Source organism: Streptomyces parvulus (assembly GCF_014648855.1).
Classification (GTDB): Bacteria; Actinomycetota; Actinomycetes; order Streptomycetales; family Streptomycetaceae; genus Streptomyces; species Streptomyces parvulus.
The window spans coordinates 263,822-285,112 of the sequence record NZ_BMRX01000002.1; the positions used below are offsets into that span (position 1 = coordinate 263,822).

The 21,291-nt window shown below is 73.4% G+C and carries 16 protein-coding genes; 8 read left to right on the forward strand and 8 right to left on the reverse strand.

The annotated features are described in order from the left end of the window. Positions 1-41: 41 nt before the first annotated feature. The 3 genes from IE108_RS04145 to IE108_RS04155 all read left to right on the forward strand — a co-directional run bounded on the left by IE108_RS04145 (position 42) and on the right by IE108_RS04155 (position 6,192). Positions 42-2,846: a lysylphosphatidylglycerol synthase transmembrane domain-containing protein gene (locus tag IE108_RS04145; RefSeq protein ID WP_064729715.1), complete on the forward strand. Its 2,805-nt coding sequence runs from the start codon at positions 42-44 to the stop codon at positions 2,844-2,846. Positions 2,847-2,950: 104 nt separating this feature from the next. Then, positions 2,951-4,501 carry an alpha/beta hydrolase gene (locus IE108_RS04150; RefSeq protein WP_064729714.1) on the forward strand — a complete coding sequence of 517 codons (1,551 nt, stop codon included), beginning with the start codon at positions 2,951-2,953 and terminating at the stop codon, positions 4,499-4,501. 152 nt (positions 4,502-4,653) lie between these two features. Further along, positions 4,654-6,192, forward strand: a complete 1,539-nt coding sequence (locus tag IE108_RS04155) for an alpha/beta hydrolase (RefSeq protein WP_064729713.1) — start codon at positions 4,654-4,656, stop codon at positions 6,190-6,192. 65 nt (positions 6,193-6,257) lie between these two features. On the opposite strand, the gene moeZ is transcribed toward IE108_RS04155, so the two are convergent. The 7 genes from moeZ to IE108_RS04190 form a co-directional block, all read right to left on the reverse strand. Further along, positions 6,258-7,436, reverse strand: coding sequence for an adenylyltransferase/sulfurtransferase MoeZ (gene moeZ / locus IE108_RS04160; RefSeq protein WP_064729712.1), 1,179 nt, complete (start codon positions 7,434-7,436; stop codon positions 6,258-6,260). Between the two features lie 63 nt (positions 7,437-7,499). Then, the gene (locus tag IE108_RS04165; RefSeq protein ID WP_064729711.1) at positions 7,500-8,249 is read right to left on the reverse strand and encodes a spherulation-specific family 4 protein; all 750 of its coding nucleotides are present in this window, start codon (positions 8,247-8,249) and stop codon (positions 7,500-7,502) included. Then, entirely contained in the window at positions 8,237-9,292 is a 1,056-nt protein-coding gene (locus tag IE108_RS04170; protein ID WP_064729710.1) for an SDR family oxidoreductase, read from the reverse strand. Before IE108_RS04170 ends, IE108_RS04165 begins: the two co-directional genes overlap by 13 nt. A gap of 99 nt (positions 9,293-9,391) precedes the next feature. Then, a complete protein-coding gene (locus IE108_RS04175; protein WP_064729708.1) occupies positions 9,392-10,855 on the reverse strand; it encodes a hypothetical protein in 1,464 nt (487 codons plus the stop codon). Next, positions 10,852-12,567: a DUF3492 domain-containing protein gene (locus tag IE108_RS04180; protein WP_064729707.1), complete on the reverse strand. Its 1,716-nt coding sequence runs from the start codon at positions 12,565-12,567 to the stop codon at positions 10,852-10,854. Before IE108_RS04180 ends, IE108_RS04175 begins: the two co-directional genes overlap by 4 nt. A 220-nt stretch (positions 12,568-12,787) precedes the next feature. Then, positions 12,788-14,353 carry a DUF3152 domain-containing protein gene (locus tag IE108_RS04185; protein ID WP_064729706.1) on the reverse strand — a complete coding sequence of 522 codons (1,566 nt, stop codon included), beginning with the start codon at positions 14,351-14,353 and terminating at the stop codon, positions 12,788-12,790. Between the two features lie 8 nt (positions 14,354-14,361). Beyond that, positions 14,362-15,384 carry an alpha/beta fold hydrolase gene (locus tag IE108_RS04190; protein WP_064729705.1) on the reverse strand — a complete coding sequence of 341 codons (1,023 nt, stop codon included), beginning with the start codon at positions 15,382-15,384 and terminating at the stop codon, positions 14,362-14,364. A 195-nt stretch (positions 15,385-15,579) separates the two neighbouring features. Between IE108_RS04190 and IE108_RS04195 the strand changes: the two genes are divergently transcribed. The 4 genes from IE108_RS04195 (at position 15,580) to IE108_RS04210 (ending at position 17,517) form a co-directional block, all read left to right on the forward strand. Then, on the forward strand, positions 15,580-15,801 hold the full coding sequence (locus IE108_RS04195; RefSeq protein ID WP_064729703.1) for an Rv3202a family protein: 222 nt from the start codon (positions 15,580-15,582) through the stop codon (positions 15,799-15,801). A 178-nt stretch (positions 15,802-15,979) separates the two neighbouring features. Beyond that, the gene (locus IE108_RS04200) at positions 15,980-16,621 is read left to right on the forward strand and encodes a TetR/AcrR family transcriptional regulator (RefSeq protein WP_064731956.1); all 642 of its coding nucleotides are present in this window, start codon (positions 15,980-15,982) and stop codon (positions 16,619-16,621) included. Between the two features lie 157 nt (positions 16,622-16,778). After that, on the forward strand, positions 16,779-17,006 hold the full coding sequence (locus IE108_RS04205) for a DUF3107 domain-containing protein (protein ID WP_064729702.1): 228 nt from the start codon (positions 16,779-16,781) through the stop codon (positions 17,004-17,006). A 241-nt stretch (positions 17,007-17,247) separates the two neighbouring features. Beyond that, complete coding sequence (locus tag IE108_RS04210) at positions 17,248-17,517, forward strand: hypothetical protein (RefSeq protein WP_064729701.1); 270 nt, start codon at positions 17,248-17,250, stop codon at positions 17,515-17,517. A gap of 19 nt (positions 17,518-17,536) precedes the next feature. On the opposite strand, the gene IE108_RS04215 is transcribed toward IE108_RS04210, so the two are convergent. Continuing rightward, entirely contained in the window at positions 17,537-18,310 is a 774-nt protein-coding gene (locus IE108_RS04215) for a ferritin-like fold-containing protein (protein WP_064729700.1), read from the reverse strand. Between the two features lie 505 nt (positions 18,311-18,815). Here IE108_RS04215 and IE108_RS04220 point away from each other — a divergent pair. Then, positions 18,816-21,215: a DEAD/DEAH box helicase gene (locus tag IE108_RS04220; RefSeq protein WP_373296909.1), complete on the forward strand. Its 2,400-nt coding sequence runs from the start codon at positions 18,816-18,818 to the stop codon at positions 21,213-21,215. Positions 21,216-21,291 lie beyond the last annotated feature (76 nt).

Consider the following 21,291-nt stretch of genomic DNA (forward strand, 5'->3'; position numbering starts at 1 on the left):
CGTGCGGGCGGTGACCAGTGATACGAGAGCAAGAAGAGGCGATGAAGCAGCAGGGTGTGCACCCCGAGGACGCCGAGGGCACCTCTGACGCTTCGTCGCGCCCGGACACCGCGGAAGACGGCGGCGAGAAGACCGGCCGGCGGCCGGCGGCGGGCCGGTCGGCCACGGCCGCCGATCCCGACGACGTGGCCCACATCGACGAGGTGGAGGGCGACGAACCGCTCCTCCCCGCGCGCGTGCACCGTCCGTCCGACCTGATGCGGTTGCTGGTGGGAGTGCTCGCCGTCGCCGTGCTCCTCGCCGTGGCGGCCTTCGCGCACGGCACCACCTCAGGGCTCGAACAGGACATCAACAAGGGCACCGGACAGGCCCCTGACCTGCTGATCAAGATCGCCGGACTGGCGTCCAGCATCGCGATCCTCCTGGTGCCGGTCGCCTTCGCGATCGAGCGGCTGATCAAACGGGACGGGCTGCGGATCGCCGACGGCGTGCTGGCGGCGGTCCTCGCCCACGGGGTGACCCTGGCCACGGACCTGTGGGTCGCCAAGGCGGCCCCGGGATCCATCCAGGAGGCCCTCACCCAGCCGTCCCCGGGCGACATCCACGCGCTGACCGACCCGGTGCACGGCTACCTGGCCCCGGTCATCGCGTACATGACCGCGGTCGGCATGTCCCGCAGACCCCGCTGGCGCGCGGTGCTGTGGATCGTGCTGCTCCTCGACGCGTTCTCCATGCTGGTCACCGGCTACACCACGCCGTTCTCGATCATCCTCACCGTCCTCATCGGCTGGACCGTGGCCTACGGCACGCTGTACGCGGTCGGCTCCCCCAACGTCCGGCCGACCGGCCGGACGCTGATGGCCGGCCTGCGGCACGTGGGATTCCGCCCGGTCACCGCGGCCCGTGAGGAGGCGCCGGCGGACACCGCCGAGACCGGCGACCGCGGCCGCCGCTACTTCGTCACCCTGGAGGACGGGCATCCGCTCGACGTGACGGTGGTGGACCGGGAGCAGCAGGCGCAGGGCTTCTTCTACCGCGCCTGGCGCAATCTGACGCTGCGCGGCTTCGCCACCCGCAGCAGTCTTCCCTCCCTGCGGCAGGCCCTGGAGCAGGAGGCGCTGCTCGCCTACGCGGCGATCGGCGCCGGCGCCAACGCCCCCAAGCTGATCGCGACCTCCGAGCTGGGTCCCGACGCGGTCATGCTCGTCTACGAGCACACCGGCGGACGCACTCTCGACTCGCTGCCGGACGAGGAGATCACCGACGAGCTGCTGCGCGGCACGTGGGAGCAGGTCCAGGCCCTGCAGTCCCGTCGCATCGCGCATCGCAGGCTGGTGGGCGACGCGATCCTGGTGGATCGTTCCGGCGCGGTGATCCTCACCGACCTGCGCATCGGCGAGATCGCCGCCGGAGACCTGCTGCTGCGCATGGACATCTCCCAGCTCCTGGTGACGCTGGGCCTGCGGGTGGGTGCCGAGCGCGCGGTCGCCTCGGCGGTGGACGTGCTCGGTCCCGACGCCGTGGCGGACTGCCTGCCGATGCTCCAGCCCATCGCGCTCAGCCGCTCCACGCGCGCGACGCTGCGCAAGCTCGCCCGGGAGCGGGCCCAGCGCGAACGCGAGGCGGTCCTGGAGTCGTCCCGGCAGGCGAAACTGGCCCGCGCCGAGGCGTCCGCCGCCGGAGACGCGAGCGACACGCCCGAGCGGCACGCCGAGCCGGCCAGGACCGAGGAGACGGGCAAGGGCGAGAAGAAGGACAAGGCCGACAAGAAGGCCGTACGCGCGGAGCAGCGGGCCGAGAAGCGGGCCGCCGAGGAGGCGCTGGAGGAGGCTCGCGAGGAGGACCTGCTCACCCTGATCCGGCACGCGGTGCTGCGCATCAGGCCGCAGGCCCCCGTCGAGCCCGCCCGGCTGGAGCGGGTGCGGCCGCGCACCCTGATCAGTTTCATCGCCGGAGCGATCGGCGCCTACTTCCTGCTCACGCAGCTCACCCACATCGAGTTCGGCCCGCTGATCTCGAACGCCGAGTGGGGCTGGGTGGCCGCGGCCGTGCTGTTCTCGGCGGCGAGTTACGTCGCGGCGGCCATGTCCCTGCTGGGCTTCGTCCCCGAGCGCGTGCCGTTCCTGCGGACCGTGGCCGCGCAGGTCGCCGGTTCGTTCGTGAAGATCGTCGCCCCGGCGGCGGTCGGCGGCGTGGCGCTGAACACCCGCTTCCTCCAGCGCGCGGGCGTGCGCCCCGGGCTCGCGGTGGCGAGCGTCGGCGCCTCCCAGCTGTTCGGACTCGGCTGCCACATCCTGATGCTGCTGGCCTTCGGCTATCTCACCGGCACCGAGAAGACGCCGTCGCTCTCGCCCTCCCGGACGGTCATCGCGGGTCTGCTGACCGTGGCGGTGCTCGTGCTCGTGGTGACCTCGGTGCCGTTCCTGCGCAAATTCGTCGTCACGCGCGTGCGCTCGCTCTTCGCCGGCGTCGTGCCGCGCATGCTGGACGTGCTCCAGCGGCCGCAGAAGCTGATCACCGGCATCGGCGGCATGCTGCTCCTCACCGCCTGCTTCGTGATGTGCCTGGACGCCTCGATCCGCGCCTTCGGCGACGAGTCGACGTCGATCAGCCTGGCGAGCGTCGCGGTCGTCTTCCTCGCGGGCAACGCCCTGGGGTCAGCCGCGCCGACACCGGGTGGCGTGGGCGCCGTCGAGGCGACGCTGACGGTCGGTCTGATCGCCGTCGGCCTGCCCAAGGAGGTCGCCGCGCCCGCGGTGCTGCTCTACCGGCTGCTCACCCTGTGGCTGCCGGTGCTGCCCGGCTGGCTGGTCTTCAACCACCTGACGCGGAAAGAGGCCCTGTAGCCCGGCCGCCGCAGGCGCGCGGCCGGGCCGGCGGACCGGCCCGCCCGTCCCCCGTACGGCCGCTGCCCCGAGCGCACCGTCTGGCGCGACCGCACGATGGACGCATGCCGAATCCCGCCCGGCTGCGTGCCGCCGCCCTGACCGCGTCCGCCGTCACGCTGTCCGCCCTCCTGGCAGGGTGCGGCGGCGGTACGCAGGACAGCGACGAGAACCTTCCGGAACAGAAGCTCAGCTGGAAGGACTGCCCGGCACCGTCCGAGGCGGAGGGAGGCGGCGCCGCCCCCTCCCCGCTGCCGGACGGCCAGGAGTGGCAGTGCGCCACGATGAAGGCGCCCCTCGACTACGACGACCCCGAGGGCGACACCATCGACCTCGCGCTGATCCGGGCCGAGTCGAGCGGCGCGGCCGACGAACGGATCGGCTCGCTGATCTTCAACTTCGGAGGCCCCGGCGGCTCGGGCGTGACCACGCTGCCCGCCTTCGGCCAGGACTACGCGAAGCTGAACACCCGCTACGACCTGGTCAGCTTCGACCCGCGCGGCGTCGGCCGCAGCGCCCCCGTGGAGTGCCTGGACAACAAGCAGCTGGACGCCTACTTCCAGCAGGACGCGACCCCCGACGACGCCGCCGAACGCACCGAACTGGTCGACAACACGGAGAAGTTCAACGCGGCGTGCGAGAAGAACTCCAAGAAGGTGCTGCCGCACGTGCCCACCACCGACGCGGCCCGCGACATGGACCTGATGCGCCAGGTCCTCGGCGACGACAAGCTGTACTACTTCGGCATCTCCTACGGCACCGAACTCGGCGGCGTCTACGCCCACCTGTTCCCCAAGAAGGTGGGCCGGGCCGTCTTCGACGCGGTCGTCGACCCCACGCAGACCGCGGAGCAGGGCTCGCTGGGCCAGGCCGAGGGCTTCCAGCTCGCGCTCGACAACTTCGCCGAGGACTGCGTGTCCAAGGTCGAGGACTGTCCGGTCGGGGACACCGCGGACGACGTCAAGTCCCGCATCGCCCGGCTGCTGAAGGACCTGGACCGCAAACCGATTCCCGGCATCTTCCCCCGGCAGCTGACCGAGACCGCGGCGACCGGCGGCATCGCGCAGGCGCTGTACTCGAAGGACTTCTGGGAGTACCTCACCGAGGGTCTGGAGCAGGCGTACGACGGTGACGGCCGGGTCCTCATGGCACTGTCGGACTCGCTGAACGGCCGCAACGAGAACGGGACGTACAGCAACATCACCGCGGCCAACGTCGCGATCAACTGCGCCGACGACAAACCCCGGTACGACACCGCCTACGTGGAGGGCAAGCTGCCGCAGTTCCGGAAGGCGTCGCCGCTGTTCGGCGACTTCCTGGCCTGGTCGATGCTCAGCTGCACCGACTGGGCGGTGGCCGGCGCCGCCGACCACCCGGACGTCAGCGCTCCCGGCGCCCCGCCCGTCCTCGTGATCGGCAACACCGGCGATCCGGCGACGCCCTACGAGGGGGCCGGGCGGATGGCCGAGGCGCTGGGCAAGGGCGTCGGTGTGGAACTGACCTACAAGGGCCAGGGTCACGGCGCCTACGACAGCAAGGACAAGTGCGTCCGCGACGCGGTCGACGGCTACCTCCTGGACGGCCGAGTACCGGCGGCCGGCACGGTCTGCCCCTGACCGCCTCGCCCCGCGGGATCGACGCAAGAGCAGACGAAACAGCAGGTCAAAGCGTTATCCACAGGCTTCATCGGGCGCTGCGCGGTCCGCCTACCATGGCATGAACGCCATCCGCCGCACGGCGCGGACGGCTTTGCCCGGGGGGAGAGGACATGGCGCGTCTCGTTCGGTGGACGGCCCTCACGGCCGCCGCCGCACTGCTGACGGCGGGCTGCAGCGGCTCGTCCGACGGGGACGGGGACGACGGGGGCCGGAGCAGCGCGGGGCCCTCGGCGGCTGCACCGTCGGGGGTGCCCGACGCACTGGCCTCGCAGTCCCTGGACTGGGGCCGCTGCGAGGACACGGCCGACTCCCCCGCGCCGGGCGGCGACTGGCGGTGCGCCTCGCTCAAGGCACCGCTGGACTGGTCCGAGCCCGGCGGGGAGACCATCGACCTCGCGCTGATCAGGTCGAAGGCCAAGGGAGAGAAGCGCGTCGGCTCCCTGCTGTTCAACTTCGGCGGCCCGGGCGCCTCGGGCGTCTCCACGATGCCGGCCTACGCCGAGAGCGTCGGCTCGCTGCACGAGCGGTACGACCTGGTGAGCTGGGACCCGCGCGGGGTGGCCGCCAGCGAGGGGGTCCGCTGCCGCGCCGACGAGGCGATCGACGCCGCCGAGACGGTGGACTCCACCCCCGACACCCCGGCCGAGGAGGAGGCGTACCTCGAGGACGCGGCCGACTTCGGCAAGGGCTGCCAGAAGGCGGCCGGCAAGCTGATGGCGCACGTCTCGACCAGGGACACGGCTCGGGACATGGACCTCATGCGACACGTGCTGGGTGACGAGAAGATGCACTACTTCGGCATCTCCTACGGCACCGAACTCGGCGGCGTCTACGCCCACCTGTTTCCCGGGCGGGTGGGCCGCGTGGTCCTCGACGCCGTCGTCGCCCCGGACGCCGACACCATGGGCCACGCCGAGAACCAGGCCAGAGGTTTCCAACGGGCTCTGGACGATTATCTGAAGTCGACCGGCCAGGAGCCGGGTGCGGGGTCCCGGAAGATCTCCGCGCTCCTGGAGCGGCTGGACGCGGAACCGCTGCCGACGTCCTCGTCGGGACGGAAGCTGACGCAGACGCTCGCCCTCACCGGCATCGTGCTCCCCCTTTACAGCAAGACCGGTTGGCCGTCGCTCACCAGTGCTCTGGCGGCCGCCGAGGAGGGCGACGGCTCGGAGCTGCTCGCCCTCGCCGACGGTTACAACGAGCGGGACGAGTCGGGGCGCTACGGCACGACGACCCACTCCCAGCGGGTCATATCGTGCCTGGACGACAGGCAGCGGCCGACCGTCGAGGAGACGAAGGCGCGACTGCCGAGGTTCGAGAAGGTCTCGCCCGTCTTCGGAGCCTTCCTCGGCTGGGACACGGCCGGCTGGTGCCACGACTGGCCGGTGCCCGGGCAGCACGAGACCCCCGAGGTGGGCGCGTCCGGCGCGGCGCCGATCCTGGTGGTCGGCAACACCGGCGACCCGGCGACGCCCTACGAGGGTGCGCGCCGGATGGCGGACGAGCTGGGCGCGGACGTCGGGGTGATGCTCACCTGGAAGGGCGAGGGCCACGGGGCCTACGGGAGCGGGAGCGACTGTGTGGACTCCGCGGTGGACGCCTACCTGCTGAAGGGGACGGTGCCCGAGGACGGCAGGGTCTGCTCATGACGACGGCGGGGGTTCCGGGCACCCGTGGTGCGCGAAACCCCCGCCGCCGCGAGGACGAGCCTCGGTCAGTAGACCGGCTTCGCCGGCTCGATCTGGTTCACCCAGCCGATCACGCCGCCGCCGACGTGCACGGCGTCCGAGAAGCCGGCGGACTTCAGGACCGCCAGGACTTCCGCACTGCGGACACCCGTCTTGCAGTTCAAGACGATCTTCTTGTCCTGCGGCAGGCTCTCCAGGGCGGAGCCCATGAGGAACTCGTTCTTCGGGATCAGCCTGGCGCCGGGGATGGAGACGATCTCGAACTCGTTCGGCTCGCGGACGTCGATGAGTTCGATGTTCTCGCCGTCGTCCATCCACTCCTTGAGCTGCTTCGGAGTGATCGTGGAGTCGGCGGCCGCCGCCTGGGCCTCCTCGGACACGACACCGCAGAAGGCCTCGTAGTCGATGAGTTCGGTGACGGTCGGGTTCTCGCCGCAGACCGCGCAGTCGGGGTCCTTGCGGACCTTGACCTGGCGGTACTGCATCTCCAGGGCGTCGTAGATCATCAGGCGGCCGACCAGCGGCTCGCCGATGCCCGCGAGGAGCTTGATGGCCTCGTTGGTCTGGATGGAGCCGATGGACGCGCACAGCACGCCCAGGACGCCGCCCTCGGCGCAGGAGGGGACCATGCCGGGGGGCGGGGGCTCCGGGTAGAGGCAGCGGTAGCAGGGACCGTGCTCGGACCAGAAGACGGACGCCTGGCCGTCGAAGCGGTAGATCGAGCCCCATACATAGGGCTTGTTCAGCAGCACGCAGGCGTCGTTGACCAGGTAGCGGGTCGCGAAGTTGTCCGTACCGTCGACGATCAGGTCGTACTCGCGGAAGATGTCCATCACGTTGTCGGCCTCGAGCCGCTCCTCGTGAAGGACCACGTCCACGTAGGGGTTGATGCCCTTGATGGTGTCGCGGGCGGACTCGGCCTTCGAGCGGCCGATGTCGGCCTGGCTGTGGATGACCTGCCGCTGCAGGTTGGACTCGTCGACCTCGTCGAACTCGACGATGCCCAGCGTTCCGACACCGGCTGCCGCCAGGTACATCAGGGTCGGCGAGCCGAGGCCGCCCGCGCCCACGGCGAGCACCTTGGCGTTCTTCAGCCGCTTCTGCCCGTCCATCCCCACGTCGGGGATGATCAGGTGGCGGGAGTACCTGCGGACCTCGTCTACGGTGAGCTCGGCGGCCGGCTCGACCAGGGGTGGCAGCGACACGGGGACTCCGTTGGTCGGTCAGTGATTACGGTTGCTCTGCCAGTAACACTGCCACGGCCTTTTTCATTCCGAGACACCCGTCCCGACCCGCGAGACGATTTCGTCCCAGTAGCCGGGCATCGTCTCCCAGGGGTCGACGCGGCCGCCCTGGGTGGTGCGGTCGGTGATGTAGATCGTCGCGGCACCCTGCCAACGGGCGATGCGCAGCGCCTCCTCCAGATGCCCGCGCGGCACCCCGTGGACGAAGTGGCAGAAGCGCTCGGGCGGGTAGTCGGCGCTCCACTCGGACGCCTGGGACCAGCGGTAGTCGGCCCAGCTGCCGGAGAAGGTGACGAGTTGGTCGGCGTTCTCGGCGTAGCCGGGGTAGGGGTGGGTGCCGTGGCCGAGGACGATGTGGGCATCGTCACGGATCACGCGGAGCGTGCCGACGGTGCGGCGGATCTCGGGGAGGGCGGCGCGTTCGGAGGGGCAGTGGTCGAGGAGGAAGCCGTCGACCTGGTACCAGTCGATGTACCGGTGGGCCTCGGCGACCTGTTCGGCGAGGCTCCGCGCGCCGTACGCGGCGTCGAGGTGGCCGAGGACGCGGACACCCGCGTTGCGCAGACGGCCGGCCGCCTCCAGGCAGCGCGGGTCGGGGTGCGCGCCGGGGCCGTCGGAGATGTTGAGGACGACCCAGTGCAGGGGCGTGCCCGGGCAGGTGAGGCCCGCCCATTCGTCGGGGGCGACGAGGGGGTGGGCCAGCCCGGGGACACCGATGCCGGTGCCTGTCACGGTGCCGGCGACACCGGCCCTCGTGCTGGTCAGATACGACATGCCGCCTCCATCCAGATGTCGGCGAGGGACTCTTCGAGACCGATCCGGGGCCGCCAGCCGAGCCGGTCGCGCGCGGTGCGCACGTCGGCCTGCTGCCAGCTGCCGCAGCCGTCCGGGTACGGATAGGCGACCGGCGCGGCGTGCTCGGTGTCGGAGCGCTCGCCGCGGTGCCCGAGGTCGGGACGGTGGTGGCCGAGGCCGTCGCTGCGGTGGTGGGCCAAGGCGTCGGCGCGGTGGCCGGCGGATTCGGTGCGGGGGTGGCCGATGGTGGGTCGCAGGGCGCCGGGCGGTGCGTCGAGTTCGTGCAGGGCGCCGCCGTAGCCGGCCACGCGGGCGAGGGTGGCGGCGGCGTCGCGCAGGCGGACCGCGCGTCCGGAGCCGATGTTGATGACGCCCTGGGCGGCGGAGAGCGAGGCGGCGTGGACGGCGCGGGCGACGTCGCGGACGTCGATGAAGTCGCGCTGGGCGCCGAGGCCGCCGAGGCGCAGCTCGCCGTCGCCGGACTGCATCGCGCGGCGCATGGCCTCGGCGAGGCGGCCCAGCGGGGAGCCGGCGGGGGTGCCGGGTCCGGCGGGCGAGAAGACGCGGAGGACGACGGCGTCCAGGCCGGAGCCGAGGACGAGTTCGGTCGCGGCGAGCTTGCTGACGCCGTAGGGCCCGCCGGGGCGGGGCACGGCGTCCTCGGCGGTGGAGGAGCCGGGCTGGCTGGGACCGTACTCGGCGCTGCATCCGACCTGCACCAGCCGGGCTCCGCACCCGCTGCGGCGCAGGGCCTCGCAGACGGTGGCGACGGCGACGGTGTTGTGCCGGGTGAGTTCGCGGGCGCCTCCGCGGGTGGCGCCCGCGCAGTTGACGACGACGCCGGGGTGGACGGCGTCCAGGAAGCGGGTGAGGGCGCCGGGGCTGCCCGTGGCGAGGTCGAAGCGGACGTCGGCGTCGTCGCCGCGGCCGAGCGCGGTGAGCTGGACCGCCGGGTCGGCGAGGAGGCGGTCGGCGACGAAGCGTCCGATGTAGCCGTTGGCTCCGATCAGCAGGACTCTCATCGGGCGGCTCCCGGTGCCGAGGCGTCGGGTCGGGAGGTGGTCATCTGCGGGCTCCTTCTGGGGGTGTTGCGGAGGTGTGGTGGGCTCTCCGGGCTTCGCTCATCGCAGTCCCTCCGAGGACGGTGTGCCGGCGTGCGCGGACGCCCTGGTCAGACGGCGGGACGCGTGCACCAGCAGGGTCAGCGCGCCGATGCCGCAGGCGACCGCGGGAACGCCGGCCGGGCCGCAGACGGCGACCAGGGTCTCGACCGGGACGGCCAGGAAGCCGCAGCCGGGGAGGCGGCCGGCGAAGAGCGTGGCCAGGGCGGCGCCCTCGGCGGCGGCCGTGACCGTGAGGACGAGCGTCGCCGCGTGGGCGTGGCCGTGCACGGTCAGCAGCCGGGCGAGCAGCAGCAGCGCGCCCAGGGTGAGTGCCTGGGGGTGGGCCGCGGGCTCGTCCAGGACCGCGCCGGTGATCGTGAGCAGGGCGATCAGGACGCCCGTGTACAGGGCGAACGCGCCGAGCAGCAGGGGGCGTACGGAGGCGGAGAAGTCGGCGAGGCCGCGGCTGGCGGTCAGTCGGCGCCGGGCGCGCACGGCGAAGAGGTGGGCGCAGCCGGCCGCGGGCGCGCAGGACAGCGCGAGCGCCAGGACGGGCGCGGCGGTGACGGGCCACGCTCCGTCGGCGGTGCCGTCCGGCAGGGCGTCGGGTCCGCCGGCGAGGGCGGTACGCAGCAGCCCGTCGCCGAGGAGGGCGTAGCCGATCAGCCAGCAGGTCCAGGTGCCGCTGGTGCGGACCGGGGCGCTCAGCGGCCCCCGGCGCAGTGCCGCGCGCAGCGCCAGCGCCAGGGCGAGCGCGCCCACGGCGGCCGTGATCAGGCGTGGCCGGCCCTCGGTGAGGCGCAGGCCCGCGACGGCGGCGGCGCACAGGACGCCGGGCAGCAGGGCGTACACGACCCAGGTGGCGCCCGCCCCGGGCGGGGACGGTTCGGCCGGTCGTGGCGCCGGCTCAGTGTCGCGCGAGACCCGGGCGTACATCTCCTCCGCGAGGGAGAAGACGTCCCGGTGCCGGAAGCGTGCGGCGGTCCGGTCGGTGACGCCGTGCGCCTCCAGGCCGGCCGCGATCTCCAGCGGGTCCACGGCGCGTTCGCACAGGTCGCGGTGGCGGTGCATCAGGGCCTTCACGGGGTCGACGGCGCCGCGCCGGGTACGGGCGGAAGCCTGCCGGTCCCCCGGTGGGGCGGATGCCTGTCGGCCCCCCGGCGAGGCCCAGGCGCTCGCCTCACGCTCCCCGGCGTCCACCGGACGCCCGACGGCACTCGCCTCACGCTCCCCGGCGTCCACCGGACGCCCGACGGCACTCGCCTCACGTTCCCGGGCGTCCACCGGACGCCCGACGGCACCCGTCTCCCGCTCCCCACGGCCCGGCTCCCGCTCCCCCGCACTCGGCTCCCGCGCCCCCGCGTCGACCGCCGAGGGCCGGTCCGCGAGGGGCCGGCCGGTCAAGGAACGCCGTGAGCGTTCGTCCCAGGCCCCGGGGCTGCGGGGGGTCTCGGGCCGGTCGAGTTCGCCGAGGCCGCTCATCGGGACGCTCCCTCGGTCGCGGAGACGGGGGTGGTGGCCGCGACGGGCGTGTCGGTCGCCCAGCCGGGGCCGCCGCGGACGGCGATCCGGGCCGCGGGGTCGGCCCACCGGCCCGGGACGTGCGCCTCGGCGGGCGCGCCGAACGGGAGGGGTTCGCCCATGTCGTCGAGGACGACCCGTCGGGCCGGCGTGCGCGACAGGATCTCCAGGTAAATGCCGTGAAATGCCGTGATGTTCTGCTCGACGGTGAACAGTTCCAGTGCGCGGGCGCGCGCGGCCGCTCCGAGACGCTCACGGCGCTCGGGGTCGCGCAGCAGGGCGACGCACGCCTCGGCGAGCGCCCGCGGATTGCGCGGGGGCACGACGAGTCCGGTGCCGCCGATGGCCTCCACCACCGCGCCGACGTCCGTGGACACGGTCGCGCGACCGCAGAACATGGCCTCGACCAGCCCCGCCGGGAATCCTTCGACGACGCTGGAGAGCACCACCAGGGCGGCGGAGGCGTACGCGTCGGCGCGCGAGGGGAGTTCGGGTCCGCCGGTCTCCTCGAAGGACACCGGGTTGCGGCCCACGTCGTGCGGCCCGTCGGCCTCGTCGGGGAAGAGCTGGGCGGCCAGGCCCCGGCAGTGGGCGAGGTAGGCGGCACCCTCGGGGCCGGACGGAGTGCCGACGATCCGCAGGCGCGCTCCGGGTTCGGCCCGGCGGATCTCCGCGAACGCGTGCAGCAGCGAGACCAGGTCCTTCGCCGGCTCGATCCGGCCGACCCAGACGAGGGTCCGCGGATCGGCGCACTCCGGCGACTCCCCCGCCTCGGCGAAGGGCGCGGCGTCCATGCCCGGGTGGACCGTGCGGAGCTTGGCACGGTCGGCGCCGCAGCGCTCCTGCCAGCGGCGGGCGTGCGTGTTGCCGGGGGTGATCACCGCGGCACGCCGGTAGGTCTCGGCGGCGAGCCGGCCGTGGAACGCGGCCAGCAGGGACCGTATCGACGGCGGGGCGTCGGGTTCCGTGAGGTAGTGCGCCCGCAGCCGCACCCCGTACTCGGTCACCAGAAGGGGCACGTCGCAGAAGTGGCGGGCGAGCAGCCCGGGGAGGGCGGCGGGGCCGCCGGAGGCCGCGTGGCACAGGTCCACGGCACCGAGGGCGTCGTCCTCGTACCAGTCCAGCGACAGGGGGCGCAGGGCGCGTTCGAGGCGCGCGGCGACGGTGAGCAGCTCGGGGACGCGCGCCTGGCGCGCGGAGCGGTGGGCGCCGGGCGCGCGACAGGCGCGTTCCAGGGCGCGCACGGCGGTGTCCGAGCGGAGCGCGGCGGACAGCCCGCCCTCGTCGCGGGCCAGCTCTGCGAGCCCGTACAGCGCGTTGGCGAAACGGTCCGCCTCTAGGGCCGACGCCTCCTGCGAGGCCCCGGCCGGATCTCCGGGCGCGGCCGTGCACAGGGCCGTCGCGAGCTCGCCGTAGTACTCGGCGAAGCGCCGGCGCGCGCGCCGTCCGAGCACGATCCCGTCGTCCTCGGGCTCCCACGGCGAGGCGGTGCGCACGCGGCTGACCTGCGGCGGCAGCGGCACCCACCCGTCGGTCTCCTGCTGTTCGCAGCGGCTGAGCGCGTAGACGTCGAACTCGTGCCGGGCCAGCCCGCGTACGAGCCGGTCGCACCAGAGCCCGGCCTCACCGCTCACATACGGATAGCCACCCTCCGTAAGCAGTCCGATGCGCACGCGCGCACCCCCGATCTCCCGTCTGGGGAGCCGCCGTTGGCCCGGCGGCTCGCAGCGGGACGAACGTATGCGGACGAGGCGGTGGCGCGATGGACGGTTGTCCGTCGCGCCACCGGAAGGGGTGAACGGTCGTAACTTTCCCGTGCGGGGCGCGTTCCGTCGCGCTAAGAGATCACGGGGTCACCATGTGTGATGCGATCGGCCGGGCGGAGCGGCCCGCTCAACCGTTCGGGAAGGCCCAGGCGTTGGGGCGGCAGTCGATGCCGTCGTGGTCGACGAACTTGGTCTGCTGCTGCATGACCGGGGCGAGTTCGCCGTCCTTGTCGCAGGTGACGTGGTTGAAGCCGAGGCGGTGGCCGACCTCGTGGTTGATCAGCATCTGCCGGTAGGCGAGCATCGCGTCACCGTAGGGCTCCGCGCCCTGCGCCCACCGGTAGGCGTTGATCATCACGCGCTCGGTGGCGGCGGAGTCGCAGGAGACGTTGTCCTCGGTCGTGTCCAGGCCGGACTTGGCGCACCAGTCGGCCGTGGTGCCGGGACTGGCCAGGGTGATCACGAAGTCGGGCTGCCCGGAGTGGATGCGCTCGAAGGTGCGGGCGCCGTCGTGGGCCCAGCTCCGCCGGTCGTTCAGGGTCTTCTGCACGGCCTCGGCGAAGAGGGAGCCGTCGAGGCCGAGCCCCTGCTCGACGTCCACGCGATAGGTGTACTTCTGGCCCTTGCCGGGGGCCTTGGCGATGCCGGGGACCGCGTCGAACTTCCCGGACGCCTTGAGTTCGGGACTGAGCGGGTACCGCTTGCCGAGCTTCTGCTCGTACGTCAGCGGGGCGGCGGCCTCGGGCACGGTGGGCGTCGGCCGTCCGTCCGCGCGGGACGCGGAGTCGTGGGCGTCGCGGGCCTGGCCGGAGGCCGACCGCGAGGCGACGCCGCCGTCCGTGTCCGCCCCGTCGGCGACCTGTCCGGCCACGACCACCGCGAGCACGGTGGTGACGGCGGCCGCCGCGATGCCGGTGAAGGTCCTGCCCTTGCCACCCTTGGCCGGCGCGGGCTCGCCCGTGGGCGGGCCGTCGTCACCGCCGTCGAGGTTCGTGCCGACGGGCGCGCCGGGGCGGCCGCCGTCGCCCGCGCTCCAGTCGGTGACGGAGGCGTACGGGTCGGCGGGCCGCTCGGAGGCGGGCGTACGCCCCGGACGGGCGGCGAAGACGTCGTCGTCCTCGGCGAAGGCGTCGAGGTAGTCCTGGCGCGGGCCGCCCTGGGGCACCTGGCGCGGCCCACCCTGAGGGCCTTGGCGCGGGCCGCCCTGAGGCGCCCGGCGCTGCCGCGGGAACGGCGCGCCCGGCCGGGCGAACCGGTCGGGAGCCGGTGCCCCGCGGTTCAACTCGCCCCAGCCGCCCCCGGGTTCACGCTGCTCGGGGTGACCGCCCCGCACGCGCGGCACGCCCTGCGCGGGCGTGCCGTCGGAGAACCCGGGGACACCGCGCGCGGGAGTGCCGTCGGGAAGCCCGGGGAAACCGTGCGCCGGCGTGCCGTCGGGAATGCGCGGGCCCGCGCATCCGGGCCCACCGCCCGGCAGCGTCGGAAATCCGTGCGCGGGTGTGCCGTCCGGGAACCGCGGATCAAGACCGCGCCGCGGACCGGCGTACCCCTGGGGCCCCTGAGGTCCCTGGGGTGCACTGCGCTGCCCGCCCTCGGCAGGACGGGCCACCCCGCCGGGCATACGGCCGGATCGGCCCTCCCGCGCCGCGGCGTCGGGCTTGGGGGCGGGTCCACGGCGGCTGTGGCGTCCCACGTCGCGCCTCAGCCTCCTGTGCTCTGGTTGGCGGGTTCGTCGTCCACGATCCCGTCGGTGCGCTCGCCGGCCGCGGGCCGCTCGGTGTCCGCGAGAAGCTCGCGGAAGGCCGTGGCCACGGTCTGCGGGTATTCCATCATCGCCACGTGTCCCGCGTCCGGCAGGGTCAGCAGCCGGGAGTCGCGGAAGGCGCGGACCGCCCGCCGGGCCATGCGGTAGCCGACGAGTTGGTCGCGTCCACCGTAGACCAGCAGGGTCGGTGCGAGAACCCGTTCGGCCTGTCGCCACAGACCGTACTGGCCACCCAGCGTGTAGGCGTTCACGATCCCGCGCGCGGAACGCGCCATCGCGTCCCAGAAGTACGGCAGCCGCAGCCGCCGCTCCATCTCCTCGACGGCGTTGCTGAAACCCTCCGGCGAGACCAGCTCCGGATCCCCATAGCAGAGCGCCGTTACACCGCGGACGCGCTGCTCGGCCGTCCACTCCCGGGTGAGCCGCGAGAACAGCGTCACCACCCCCGGCAGGGCGAGGAGCCCCGTGGGTACGGCGCTGCGCTGCACGCGGATCTCGGGCAGCGCGGGCGAGACCAGGGTCAGGGTGCGCACCAGGTCGGGGCGTGCGGCGGCGACCCGGGTGGCGACGGCGCCGCCGAGCGAGTTGCCGAAGAGGTGCACGGGACCGCGCCCGGACGCGTCGAGGTGCCGGACGACCGCGCGCGCGTGGCCGGTGATGGAGTAGTCACCGTCGTCCGGGGGCGGCGAGTCGCCGAAGCCGGGCAGGTCGAGGGCCTCGCTCTCCACCACCCCGTCCAGCAGCGGCATCAGGGCGGACCAGTTCTGGGAGGAGCCGCCGAGGCCGTGGACGTACAGGGCGGGCGGCAGGCCGTCGCGCAGCGGCCGCCTGGAACGCACCGTCAGGGTCGTGCCGGGCAGATGCACGGACCTGAGCCGCTCGCCGTCGGCGACCTTGACGGCCGCGACCTTCGGCAGCACGGTGGCGGGCGGCACGGTGGGCGGCTCGGTCGAAGACATGCCCGCAATGTTACGAGACGATCACGCCCAGCCCCGTGTGTCGGCCATCACAAGCCGTGGCGGACGCGCTCCACGGCCGCTGCCGGACCCGCGCGACGCATGGCGTCCGAAACGGGTGTCTCCTAGGCTCGTGGAGTGGGCACCCGCTTGTGGCCCCCGCGTCCGCGGGGGACGTTCGTACGAAGGGAGCCCATCATGACCGTCGACCCGACCGACCCCGAGACCTTCGACGCCGAGGCACCGGACTCCGAGGAGATCGGTGTGGAGGCGCCCGACGCCGACGCGGCCGAGCAGCAGGCGGACCTCGCGCCGGAGCACGACGACGCGCTCACCGGCGCCGACACCGACCGCGCCAACGAGGCGGACCTGGCCGAGCAGGCCCGGGTCGTCTCGCACGGCGAGGACGACTACCGCTGAGCCTCGACCCGGAGGGAAGCCAATCTCTGCCCGGCCTGGACCCTTTTGAAACCTGTTGTGCGGCTTTCGGCACCGTCCGGTCCGTGAAATTCTGCGCTCGCAGCACACACACCACGGTTACCGAAAAGTACGATGACGACGCGGCGCACACCGCACGAGGACGACTATGGGAGGCGGCGTGACAGCCATCGAGCAGACAGAGGCGGTACGCCCGCGGGGCACACGCCTTCCCCGCCGAGCCCGACGCAATCAGCTGCTGGGCGCCGCACAGGAAGTGTTCGTCGCCCAGGGCTACCACGCGGCCGCGATGGACGACATCGCCGAGCGGGCCGGCGTCAGCAAGCCGGTGCTCTACCAGCACTTCCCGGGCAAGCTCGACCTCTACCTGGCCCTGCTGGACCAGCACTGCGAGGCGCTGATCCAGTCCGTGCGCAGCGCGCTCGCCTCGACCACGGACAACAAGCAGCGCGTGCGGGCGACCATGGACGCCTACTTCGCGTACGTCGAGGACGACGGCGGCGCCTTCCGGCTGGTCTTCGAGTCCGACCTGACCAACGAGCCGGCCGTGCGCGAGCGCGTCGACAAGGTGACCAACGAGTGCGCCGAGGCGATCTGCGACGTCATCGCCGAGGACACCGGACTGTCGCGTGCCGAGTCGATGCTGCTGGCCTCCGGTCTGGGCGGCCTCGCCCAGGTGGTGGCGCGCTCCTGGCTGCACAGCGACCGCAGCGTGCCGCGCGACCAGGCGGTGCAGCTGCTGACCTCGCTGGCCTGGCGGGGCATCGCCGGCTTCCCGCTGCACGGCACCGACCAGCACTGACCGGCACCGCGTGAGGGGCGCGCGGCGGGGCTGTTCCCGCCCGCTGTTCGCTCCTGGCGTTCTCCGACGCACCGTGTACGTCCCCTCACCGGGCTAATGTGTGCTGGGTACGGCGCGGAAGATCGCGCACTTCACTGACCGTCGGAGGGACATAGCCGTGGAGGTCAAGATCGGCGTGCAGCACGCGCCCCGCGAGATCGTTCTGGAGAGCGGTCAGAGTGCCGAGGAAGTCGAGAGCGTGGTGGCCGAGGCACTGGCCGGCAAGTCGCGGCTGCTGAGCCTCGTGGACGAACACGGCCGCAAGGTCCTGGTGCCGGCCGACCGGCTCGCGTACGTCGAGATCGGCGAGCCGTCCCCGCGCAAGGTGGGTTTCGGCGCGCTCTAGCCCGGAAGCGGGACAACGGACGACGTCACGGGAAGGGGCCCGGCGGTGACTGCCACCGCCGGGCCCCTTCCGTATCCGCTCCCCGCCCCCGTTTCCGCCCGGCTCCGCGGCGCCGGGCGGCATCGTCGCGCACACGGGTGGAGCACAGTTCACCCACAGGGGGAGGGTTGCATTCCGCAGGTCAGGGGTATGCAGGCTGTGACCTTTTCGGGCAGGCCGGCGATGTGGGAGGGACCCCGACATGCTCTTGGAAGCGCTCAGCGCCGCCATCCTCGGACTGGCCCTGGCGTGGGCCGCCGTTCATCGTCTGCCGCACCGCCTCCCCGCCCGGGTCCTGGTCCTCCCGACGGGAGTCGCCGGGGCGCTGTTCGGAGCCTTCGTCACCCACACCGCGCTGGGCGCCGGCGGTCTGCTGCTGGTGCTCCTGGGCTCGGCCGCGCTCTCCGCCGCCTCGCTTTCGCTGCTGCTGCGCCCCGCCGGACGGCTGCGCCGCAGCTCGGCGACCGCCTGACCGGACGCCGGGCCGGCGGTCAGGCCGCCAGGCCCAGCGCCGCCATCCGCTTGGTGTGCGCCTCGGTGATCCGGGAGAACATCCGGCCCACCTCGGCCAGGTCGAAGCCGTCCGCGACCCCGCCCACCAGCATGGTCGACAGCGCGTCCCGGTCGGCCACCACCCGCTGGGACTGCGACAGGGCCTCCCCCATCAGCCGCCGCGCCCACAGCGCGAGCCGTCCGCCCACCCGCGGGTCGGCGTCGATCGCCGCGCGGACCTTCTCCACGGCGAAGCCGGCGTGCCCGGTGTCGTCGAGGACGGCGAGCACCAGCTCACGGGTGTCCTTGTCGAGGCGGGCGGCGACCTCGCGGTAGAAGTCACTGGCGATGGAGTCGCCGACGTAGGCCTTGACGAGCCCCTCCAGCCAGTCCGAGGGGGCGGTCTGCTTGTGGAAGGCGTCGTAGGCGGCCACGAACGGCTCCATCGCCCCGGTCGGTTCCTCACCGATCTCCGCGAGGCGGTCGCGCAGCCGCTCGAAGTGGTGGAACTCCGCCGACGCCATCTTCGCCAGCTCCGCCTTGTCCGCCAGCGTGGGCGCCAGCTTGGCGTCCTCCGCCAGCCGCTCGAACGCCGCCAGCTCCCCGTAGGCGAGCGCGCCGAGCAGGTCCACGACGGCGGCGCGGTACTGCGGGTCGGCGGCGGCCGACGCCCAGTCCCGGGAGGCCACCGCGGTGGCTCCGCCGGTCTCGGCTGCTCCGGTGGTTTCGGCGGGGGCGTCTGCGGCGTGGCCAGGCTTGTCAGAGCTCGTCATGCAGCGCACAATAGCCCGCTCTTCGACAGCGGGAAGGCCCTGGTCAGTGAGTGTGACGACGACTACGTGACCAATTCGGCCATCGCATGTGCGGGAATCCGGGGTATGGTGGTAATGCGCCTGCCGAGTATGTGACGTACGGGTACGTGACATCGTCGTCGGGCCGCACGCATGAGGATGCCCGGTCGGTGGCCCGATCGGCTCCGACCCGACAGCCCTCCCTGCCGTACGCCACACTGCGTAGGCAACCCGGAGGGGGACCCTCAGTGGTACGAGCGCTGGAGCGTCGACAGAGGTCCCGTGTCCTACGGCTCACCCGTACGGGCAGCCGACGTCCCCGACACGATCCGGCACGACCCGCGCGCTCGCCTCGCACCACGTACACAGAAGAGGCAGCACCCTGACTACGACGTTCCGATCCCTCGGGATCCTCCCCGAGACCGCCGAAGCCCTCGAAGCCGTCGGCATCGTCAACCCCTTCCCCATCCAGGAGCTGACGCTCCCCGTGGCCCTCTCGGGCACGGACGTGATCGGCCAGGCCAAGACCGGCACCGGCAAGACGCTGGGCTTCGGCCTCCCGCTCCTGGAGCGCGTCACCGTCCCCGCGGACGTCGAGGCCGGCCGTGCCGCGCCCGAGTCCCTGACCGACGCCCCGCAGGCCCTCGTCGTCGTCCCGACGCGCGAGCTGTGCCAGCAGGTCACCAACGACCTCCTGACCGCCGGCAAGGTCCGCAACGTGCGCGTCACCGCGATCTACGGCGGCCGCGCCTACGAGCCGCAGGTCGAGGCCCTGAAGAAGGGCGTCGACGTCATCGTCGGCACCCCGGGCCGCCTGCTGGACCTCGCGGGCCAGAAGAAGCTCAGCCTCAAGCACGTCAAGTGCCTGGTCCTCGACGAGGCCGACGAGATGCTCGACCTGGGCTTCCTGCCCGACGTCGAGAAGATCATCAACATGCTGCCGGCGCGGCGCCAGACCATGCTGTTCTCGGCGACCATGCCGGGCGCGGTCATCGGGCTCGCCCGCCGCTACATGTCGCAGCCCACGCACATCCGCGCCACCTCGCCGGACGACGCGGGCGCGACGGTCGCGAACACGAAGCAGTTCATCTACCGCGCGCACAACATGGACAAGCCCGAGATGGTGGCGCGCATACTGCAGGCCGACGGCCGGGGACTGGCCATGGTCTTCTGCCGCACCAAGCGCACCGCCGCCGACCTGGCCGACCAGCTCAAGCAGCGCGGCTTCGCCTCCGGCGCGGTCCACGGCGACCTCGGCCAGGGCGCCCGCGAGCAGGCCCTGCGCGCCTTCCGCAACGGCAAGGTGGACGTGCTCGTCTGCACCGACGTCGCCGCCCGCGGCATCGACGTCGAGGGCGTGACCCACGTCGTCAACTACCAGTCGCCGGAAGAGGAGAAGACGTACCTGCACCGCATCGGCCGCACCGGCCGCGCGGGCGCCAAGGGTACGGCGATCACGCTGGTCGACTGGGACGACATCCCCCGCTGGCAGCTGATCAACAAGGCCCTGGAGCTGGGCTTCAACGACCCGCCGGAGACGTACTCCACCTCCCCGCACCTGTACACGGACCTCGGCATCCCCGAGGGCACCAAGGGTGTGCTGCCGCGCTCGGAGCGCACCCGCGCCGGGCTCGACGCGGAGGTCCTGGAGGACCTGGGCGAGCCGGGCGGCCGCGGTGGCCGTACCCGCGGCGGCCGTGGCGGCCGGGAGGAATCCCGTCCCGCCGAGCGCGAGCGCGCCGACCGTACGCCGCGTCGCCGCCGCCGGATGCGCGGCGGGACCCCGGTGGACGCGGACACCACCGCGAGCACCGCGCCCGAGACGGTGACCGACGGCGCCGCGGACGAGGCCACCGGCCCCCGCACGCTGCGCCGCCGCCGGCGTACCCGCGGCGGCGAGCCGACGCGCCGTCCGGTGCAGGCCACCGCGGCCGACGCGCCGGGTGAGCAGGCCGCCGAGGCCACCGCCGTCGAGGTCTCCGAGGCCACCGACGTGACGCAGGCCGCCGAGATCGTGGAGACGCCGGCCAAGCCGCGCCGCCGCCGCACCCGCAAGTCGGCCGAGGCACCGGCCGAGGCGGCTCCCGTCGCCGAGGCGACGGCGGTCGTGGAGGCCCCGGTCACCGAGGCGCCCGCGGAGGCCAAGCCGCGCCGCACCCGGAAGACCGCCGCCGCCAAGGCGGAGGCCGCTGCCGACACCGCCGAAGGCACCGAGGCCAAGCCGAAGGCGCGTCGGACCCGCAAGACCGCGGAGCCCGAGGCCCTGACCGCCGAGGCCACCCCGGCCCCGGAGACCACCGAGGCCAAGCCGAAGGCGCGCCGCACGCGGAAGGCCGCCGAGCCCACCGTGACCGCGGAGGCCACCGACACCGCCGCCGGCATCCCGGCGCAGTCGGCTCCGGAGGCGGCCGAGGCCAAGCCGCGCCGCACCCGGAAGACCGCCGCCGCCAAGGCGGAGGCCGCTGCCGACACCGTCGAAGGCACGGAAGCCAAGCCGAAGACCCGCCGCACGCGGAAGGCCGCCGAGCCCACCGTGACCGCCGAGGCCACCCCGGCCCCGGAGACCACCGAGGCCAAGCCCCGGCGCACCCGGAAGACCGCCGCCGCCAAGGCGGAAGCCGCCACCGACACCGCCGAAGGCACAGAGGCCAAGCCGAAGGCGCGTCGCACCCGCAAGACCGCGGAGCCCGAGGCCCTGACCGCTGAGGCCACCGACACCGCCGCCGGCATCCCGGCACAGGCCTCGCAGGAGCCGGAGGCCGCCCCGCGGCGCCGGACCCGCAAGGCCGCGGCCGCCGTCGACGCCCCGGAGGAGGCGAAGCCGAAGGCCCGCCGCACCCGCAAGGCAGCGGCCGCCACGCAGCCCGCGGAGTCCGGCGAGAGCTGATCCGCACCGCGCACCGGACGTCGGCCCGGTCCCGCCACTCAGGCGGGGCCGGGCCGACGGCGTTCCCGCGCGCCAC

Bases quoted from the DNA above. Each gene is read 5' to 3' on its own strand.
- IE108_RS04155 (WP_064729713.1), top strand. From the start codon at position 4,654: ATGGCGCGTCTCGTTCGGTGGACGGCCCTCACGGCCGCCGCCGCACTG.
- IE108_RS04170 (WP_064729710.1), bottom strand. From the start codon at position 9,292: ATGAGAGTCCTGCTGATCGGAGCCAACGGCTACATCGGACGCTTCGTC.
- IE108_RS04195 (WP_064729703.1), top strand. From the start codon at position 15,580: ATGACCGTCGACCCGACCGACCCCGAGACCTTCGACGCCGAGGCACCG.
- IE108_RS04150 (WP_064729714.1), top strand. From the start codon at position 2,951: ATGCCGAATCCCGCCCGGCTGCGTGCCGCCGCCCTGACCGCGTCCGCC.
- IE108_RS04165 (WP_064729711.1), bottom strand. From the start codon at position 8,249: ATGTCGTATCTGACCAGCACGAGGGCCGGTGTCGCCGGCACCGTGACA.
- IE108_RS04190 (WP_064729705.1), bottom strand. From the start codon at position 15,384: ATGTCTTCGACCGAGCCGCCCACCGTGCCGCCCGCCACCGTGCTGCCG.
- IE108_RS04175 (WP_064729708.1), bottom strand. From the start codon at position 10,855: ATGAGCGGCCTCGGCGAACTCGACCGGCCCGAGACCCCCCGCAGCCCC.
- IE108_RS04210 (WP_064729701.1), top strand. From the start codon at position 17,248: ATGCTCTTGGAAGCGCTCAGCGCCGCCATCCTCGGACTGGCCCTGGCG.
- IE108_RS04215 (WP_064729700.1), bottom strand. From the start codon at position 18,310: ATGACGAGCTCTGACAAGCCTGGCCACGCCGCAGACGCCCCCGCCGAA.
- IE108_RS04145 (WP_064729715.1), top strand. From the start codon at position 42: ATGAAGCAGCAGGGTGTGCACCCCGAGGACGCCGAGGGCACCTCTGAC.